Raw genomic sequence first — 6,271 nt, 5'->3', positions numbered from 1 at the left:
GGCGCCGAGGGCGCCACCGCCGGACGCACCGGCCGCAGCCGCCTGACGACGGGCCGCGGCCGCGCCCGCGGCGGCCTGGGCCGCTGCGGGACCACCGGAGGCAGCGCCCTGACCTGGCTTGCCCTGCGGCTTCTTGCCGCCCTGGGCGACGTCCACGGGCAGCATGACCAGCGCGGTCGTACCACCGGAGTCGGACGGGCGCAGCTGGATGCGGATGCCGTGGCGCTGGGACAGCCGGCCGACCACGAACAGACCCATGCGGCGGGAGACCGAGACGTCCACGGTGGGCGGCGAGGCGAGCCGCTCGTTGATCGCCGCGAGGTCCTCGGGGGAGAGGCCGATACCGGTGTCGTGGATCTCGATCAGCACGCGGCCGTCGGGCAGCGCGTGACCGGTGACCTTGACCTTGGTCTGCGGCGAGGAGAAGGAGGTCGCGTTCTCGAGCAGCTCGGCGAGCAGGTGCACGAGGTCGTTGACCACGCGGCCGGCGACCTCGGTCGTCGGCACGGCGGCCAGTTCGATGCGCTCGTACTGCTCCACCTCGGAGGCGGCGGCGCGGAGCACGTCGACCAGCGGGACCGGGCGGGTCCAGCGGCGGCCGGGCTCCTCACCGGCGAGGACGAGGAGGTTCTCACCGTTACGGCGCATACGCGTCGCGAGGTGGTCGAGCTTGAACAGCGAGGACAGCTGGTCCGGGTCGGCCTCGCGGGACTCCAGTTCGGAGATGAGCGAGAGCTGACGCTGGATGAGGCCCTGGGAGCGGCGCGAGAGGTTGGTGAACATCGCGTTGACGTTGCCCCGCAGCAGGGCCTGCTCGGCGGCGAGGCGGACCGCCTCGCGGTGGACGTCGTCGAAGGCCGCGGCCACCTGGCCGATCTCGTCCCGGGAGTGCACACCGACCGACTCGACGGAGGTGTCGACGTCCTGCGGGTCCGACTCCGACAGCTGCTTGACCAGCTCGGGCAGCCGGTCCTGGGCGACCTTGTTGGCGGTCTCCTGCAGCCGGCGCAGCGAGCGGATCATGGACCGGGCGATGACGAAGGCACCGACCAGCGAGACACCGAGCACGAGCAGGATCAGCGCACCGGAGATGATCGCCTCGCGCTCGGAGGCGGAGCGCAGCTCGCGGGCCTTCTGCTCCATGTCCTCGAGCAGCGTGTGCTCGATCTTCTGCATCTGCTCGATCTTGGTCGAGCTGTCGTCCACCCAGTCCTGGTACGAACGCTTCTGCAGGTCCTGCAGGCCGTCCTGACCGGCCAGCGCGCGGCTGGCGTAGGTGTCGGTGGCCTTGATCGTCGCGTTGTTCTCCTCGATGGGCTTGAGGAGGGCGGCCGCGCTGTCGGTGCCGTAGATGCTCTTGAAGCTGCGCAGGTCCGAGCCCTGGCTCTGCAGCGCCGACTGGGCGTAGAGCCGGTCGTTCTCGGAGAGCTTGCCGACCGAGGTGTTGTTCGCCGGCAGGGCCGCCGCGAGGACCGCGCGCTGGACGGAGGCGTACTCCTTGGCGGAGGAGAAGGCCGCCAGGGAGCGCGTGCGCTGGATCATCTCGGGGTTGCTGGTGGCCTCCGCCATGTCCTGCGAGAGGTCCAGCAGGTGCGTGATGAGGCGGTGGTACGACTCGACGGTCTGCGAGGAGTTGAGCTTGGTCTCGTAGGCGCCGGAGCGGATCTTCTCCAGCGTGCCCAGGTCGCTGACGACACTGACGAGGCTCTCGCGGACGCCCTGGAGGTTCTCGTCCTTGCCGGAGACGTCGATCTCCTCGGCGGCGTCCTTGAAGTTCTGCTCGGCCCGGTCCGTCTTGTCGCGGTAGCCCTTGACCGTGTAGTCGCTCGCCTTGGAGCCGTGCGCCAGCGGGCCGGCCGACTGGTCGCGCTCCTCCTGGAGCGCGGCGGCCAGCTCGGTGGCCTGCTTGGTCATGTCCGTCAGCAGCTTCATGTTGTCGAGCTGCTGGATGTCGTCCATGTTGTCGCTGATGCGCAGGGCGCCCAGCGAGGTGGCCGCCACCACGGGAAGCGCGAGCAGCGACACAAGGCGCGTGGAGATGCGCCAGTTGCGCAGTGCCACGCGCGATCCGGGGCCGGCCGGGCCCTTGGGCGGCTTCACCACCGGAGTGGCGCTGCCGGGAGCCCCTGAACCCGCGGACGCCCCCGGTCCGGAGCGGTCACCGCCGTCGCCGGACGGGCCCGGTCCCTGGCTCTGGGCGTGCTGGGGCGAGGAACTGCCGACATTGGGGCCAGTCCCGCCGTGCGGCTCCGGCTCCGCCGAAGCACTGCCATCCCTCTTGAAACGTCCCTGCACTAGCGTCGCAACCTCTGGACCAGGCGCCCCTCCGCGTGAACGGAAAGACACGGTGTCGGCGTTTTGGGAGGCGCCCTGAATGCGCCCCCTGTGGTCGTGAAGTGACCGGCGCTGGTTCCCCTGTCTCGCCGCCGCTCGGCGCGCGTTGCGCCCCCTGTGCGCCGGCTCGATCCTGCGGCGGTCCGTGGCATTCCAGCACAGTGCGGGATCTCCAACAAGGCTCGCGCGCCATGCCGTGACGTACGTGACAGCACGTGAGTGCGAGGTCACCAGCCGTAGAGAGGTATCCGCAGCAAAACGGGCGTATACCCGCGAGTTGCGCGGGATCGGGCGGTGTCCCAGTCGACATGATCAGGAGCGGAATGATGCCTTCAGGTGCTCAATGTCCGTTTCGGTGGGGTGGGTTGAGGGCCTGAATTGACCGTTTTGACCTCGGCGCCGTGAGCAAACTCACACGCTGATCGAGGGGTTCCCCGGACTTCCGCGGGGAATGGCGCGTTTAGCCTGGCGCTTTACAAGATGCAAGCAACTGCCAAGCAGCGACGGACGACAGGGTCAAGAACAACCGTGAAGACGACGATGATGTTCCAGAACATAGCCAACCCGCGACGCACCACTCTGGCCGACCTCGAGGGCACCGACGAACTGCAGATCCCGCAGCTTCCGGAGCACTCGGTCGATCTTCCCACCCGCACCGCGAACCCCAGGCGCACCATCCTCGTCGACATCCCCGCCACAGCCTCCGCCGCCCGGTAATACGCGCAGGGGGCGCTGATCACTCACGGCGCCCCCACGCGGTGAACCGCAGCGCAATGCGCACGTCGGCGCAGCCCTGCCGCGTTAGCCTGGAGCGTCAGACTCCAGCAGGCTCAGAAGGGGCGCCAGGATCCCGTGCGCATCGCCAGATTCTCCATCGACGGGAACGTCGCCTTCGGCGCGGTCGAGGGTGACAAGCCGGACGAGCTCGTCCTCGACATCATCAAGGGCATTCCGTTCGCGGACTTCGAGCTCTCCGGCACGAAGGTCCCGCTGAGCAAGGTCCGGCTGCTGCCGCCGGTGCTCCCCAACAAGGTCGTGGCCTTCGGCCGCAACTACGCGGAGCACGCGCGCGAGCTCGGCCACGAGGTGCCCGACGCCCCGTTCGCCTTCTTCAAGCCGTCCACCTCCGTGATCGGCCCCGGCGACGAGATCGGCTACCCGTCCTTCACCGAGGACCTCCACCACGAGGCCGAACTGGCCGTCGTCATCGGCCGCATGTGCCGCGAGGTCCCGCGCGAGCGCGTGGCCGACGTGATCTTCGGCTACACCTGCGCCAACGACATCACCGCGCGCGACGTCCAAAAGCGCGAGAAGCAGTGGGCCCGGGCCAAGGGCTTCGACAACTCCTGCCCGCTGGGCCCCTGGGTGGAGACGGACCTCGACCTCGCCACCGCGGGCGATCTGACCGTCCAGCTCACGGTCAACGGCGAACAGCGCCAGCTCGGCCGCACCAGCGAGATGATCCACCCGATCGAGGATCTGATCGTCAACATCACCGAGGCCATGACGCTGCTCCCCGGCGACGTGATCCTCACGGGCACCCCGGCAGGCGTCGGGCCGCTCACCGTCGGCGACGAGGTCGCCGTCACCATCGAAGGCATCGGCACTCTCACCAACAAGGTTGTCAAGCGTGGCTAGCGCACCCGTACGCGTCCGTTTCTGCCCCTCGCCCACCGGTAACCCGCATGTGGGCCTGGTCCGCACCGCCCTGTTCAACTGGGCGTTCGCCCGGCACCATCAGGGCACGCTGGTCTTCCGCATCGAGGACACCGACGCGGCCCGCGACAGCGAGGAGTCGTACAACCAGCTGCTCGACTCGATGCGCTGGCTGGGCTTCGACTGGGACGAGGGCCCCGAGGTCGGCGGCCCGCACGCGCCCTACCGCCAGTCGCAGCGCATGGACATCTACGCCGACGTCGCGAACCGGCTCCTCGAGGCCGGCCACGCCTACCGCTGCTACTGCTCCCAGGAGGAGCTGGACACCCGCCGCGAGGCCGCACGCGCCGCCGGCAGGCCGTCCGGCTACGACGGCCACTGCCGCGATCTGAGCGCCGGGCAGGTCGCGGAGTACGAGGCCCAGGGCCGCACCCCCATCGTCCGCTTCCGGATGCCCGACGAGGCGATCACCTTCACGGACCTGGTCCGCGGCGAGCTGACGTTCACGCCCGAGAACGTGCCGGACTACGGGATCGTACGAGCCAACGGAGCCCCGCTCTACACGCTGGTGAACCCCGTCGACGACGCCCTGATGGAGATCACCCACGTCCTGCGCGGCGAGGACCTGCTCTCCTCCACCCCGCGCCAGATCGCCCTCTACAAGGCGCTGATCGAGCTGGGTGTCGCCAAGGAGATCCCGCAGTTCGGCCACCTGCCGTACGTGATGGGTGAGGGCAACAAGAAGCTCTCCAAGCGCGACCCGCAGTCCTCGCTCAACCTCTACCGCGAGCGCGGCTTCCTGCCCGAGGGCCTGCTCAACTACCTCTCGCTGCTGGGCTGGTCGCTCTCGGCTGACCAGGACATCTTCTCGGTCGAGGAGATGGTGGCGGCCTTCGACGTCGCGGACGTGAACCCCAACCCGGCCCGCTTCGACCTCAAGAAGTGCGAGGCGATCAACGGCGACCACATCCGGCTGCTGGACGTGAAGGACTTCACCGAGCGCTGCCGCCCGTGGCTGCAGGCGCCGTTCGCCCCGTGGGCGCCGGAGGCCTTCGACGAGTCCCGCTGGCAGGCGATCGCGCCGCACGCCCAGACCCGTCTGAAGGTCCTCTCGGAGATCACCGACAACGTCGACTTCCTCTTCCTCGCCGAGCCGGTCTTCGACGAGCCGAGCTGGACGAAGGCGATGAAGGAGGGCTCGGACGCCCTGCTGCGTACGGCGAGGGAGAAGCTGGAGTCGGCGGACTGGACCTCGGCGGAGTCCCTGAAGGAGGCCGTCCTCGCGGCCGGCGAGGCCCACGGCCTCAAGCTCGGCAAGGCCCAGGCCCCGGTCCGCGTCGCGGTCACCGGCCGCACGGTCGGCCTGCCCCTGTTCGAGTCGCTGCAGGTCCTGGGCAAGGAGCGGACGCTGGCTCGCGTCGACGCGGCGCTGACCAGGCTGGGCACCGCCGGATCATGAGCGTTCGCGCCGTGGTCTGGGACGTCGACGACACGCTCTTCGACTACACGACCGCGGACCGCGCCGGCATGCGCCGCCATCTCGTCGCCGAGGGCCTGCTCGACGGGTACACCACCGTCGAGCAGGCCCTCGCGCACTGGCGGGCGGTCACCGACCAGCAGTGGGCGCGGTTCGCGGCGGGCGAGGTCTCCTTCGAGGACCAGCGCCGCGACCGGGTGCGCGCCTTCTTGAGCGATCGCCTGAGCGACGACGAGGCCGACGCGTGGTTCCTGCGCTACCGCACGCACTACGAGGCGGCCTGGGCGCTCTTCCCGGACGTCCTGCCCGCCCTCGACGCCCTCGCGGCCGGCTACCGCCACGCCGTGCTGTCCAACTCGAGCCTCCACGTCCAGGAGCACAAGCTGCGCACGCTCGGGGTGCACGACCGCTTCGAGACCGTCCTGTGCGCCGCCGAGCTCGGTGTCTCCAAGCCTGCGGCGGGCGCCTTCCTGGCCGCCTGCGAGGCGCTGGAACTGGCACCGCACCAGGTCGCCTACGTCGGCGACCACCCGGAGATCGACGGACGCGGTGCCGCGGATGCCGGACTGCTGTCGGTCTGGATCGACCGCGCGGGCGGGCACACCGGCGCGGACGCCCCCGCGGGCCCGCACCGGATCGCCTCGCTCGCCGAACTCCCGGCGCTGCTGGGCGCCGATACCCGTTTTGGAGCCCCGTCCACCTTCAGGTAATGTTCTTCCTGCGCCGCCGGGGAACGGGCCGAAAGGCCGGAGCCGGAGGAGCAAACTAGAACAAGATCCCCACAGGGGCTTGCGTTCCAGTGGC

The 6,271-nt window shown here is 69.7% G+C and carries 5 protein-coding genes; 4 read left to right on the top strand and 1 reads right to left on the bottom strand.

All coding sequences use genetic code 11. The annotated features are described in order from the left end of the window. Window positions 1–2,295, bottom strand: a 2,295-nt coding sequence (locus tag JYK17_RS32850; RefSeq protein WP_222811791.1) for a sensor histidine kinase, incomplete at its 3' end; no start/stop codon positions are given. Window positions 2,296–2,862: 567 nt separating this feature from the next. Here JYK17_RS32850 and JYK17_RS32845 point away from each other — a divergent pair. From JYK17_RS32845 to JYK17_RS32830, 4 genes are all read left to right on the top strand, one after another. After that, window positions 2,863–3,051, top strand: coding sequence for a hypothetical protein (locus JYK17_RS32845; protein WP_108015327.1), 189 nt, complete (start codon window positions 2,863–2,865; stop codon window positions 3,049–3,051). 135 nt (window positions 3,052–3,186) lie between these two features. Then, window positions 3,187–3,972, top strand: coding sequence for a fumarylacetoacetate hydrolase family protein (locus JYK17_RS32840; RefSeq protein ID WP_108015328.1), 786 nt, complete (start codon window positions 3,187–3,189; stop codon window positions 3,970–3,972). Further along, the gene (gene gltX / locus JYK17_RS32835) at window positions 3,965–5,449 is read left to right on the top strand and encodes a glutamate--tRNA ligase (RefSeq protein WP_372465352.1); all 1,485 of its coding nucleotides are present in this window, start codon (window positions 3,965–3,967) and stop codon (window positions 5,447–5,449) included. Before JYK17_RS32840 ends, gltX begins: the two co-directional genes overlap by 8 nt. Further along, the gene (locus JYK17_RS32830) at window positions 5,446–6,177 is read left to right on the top strand and encodes an HAD family hydrolase (protein WP_108015330.1); all 732 of its coding nucleotides are present in this window, start codon (window positions 5,446–5,448) and stop codon (window positions 6,175–6,177) included. Before gltX ends, JYK17_RS32830 begins: the two co-directional genes overlap by 4 nt. Window positions 6,178–6,271 lie beyond the last annotated feature (94 nt).

This window comes from Streptomyces plumbidurans (assembly GCF_019857225.1).
Taxonomy (GTDB): Bacteria; Actinomycetota; Actinomycetes; order Streptomycetales; family Streptomycetaceae; genus Streptomyces; species Streptomyces plumbidurans.
Note: the sequence above shows the minus strand (reverse complement) of the source record. Positions and strands in the feature narration are given on the sequence as shown.

Bases quoted from the DNA above. Each gene is read 5' to 3' on its own strand.
- JYK17_RS32830 (WP_108015330.1), top strand. From the start codon at position 5,446: ATGAGCGTTCGCGCCGTGGTCTGGGACGTCGACGACACGCTCTTCGAC.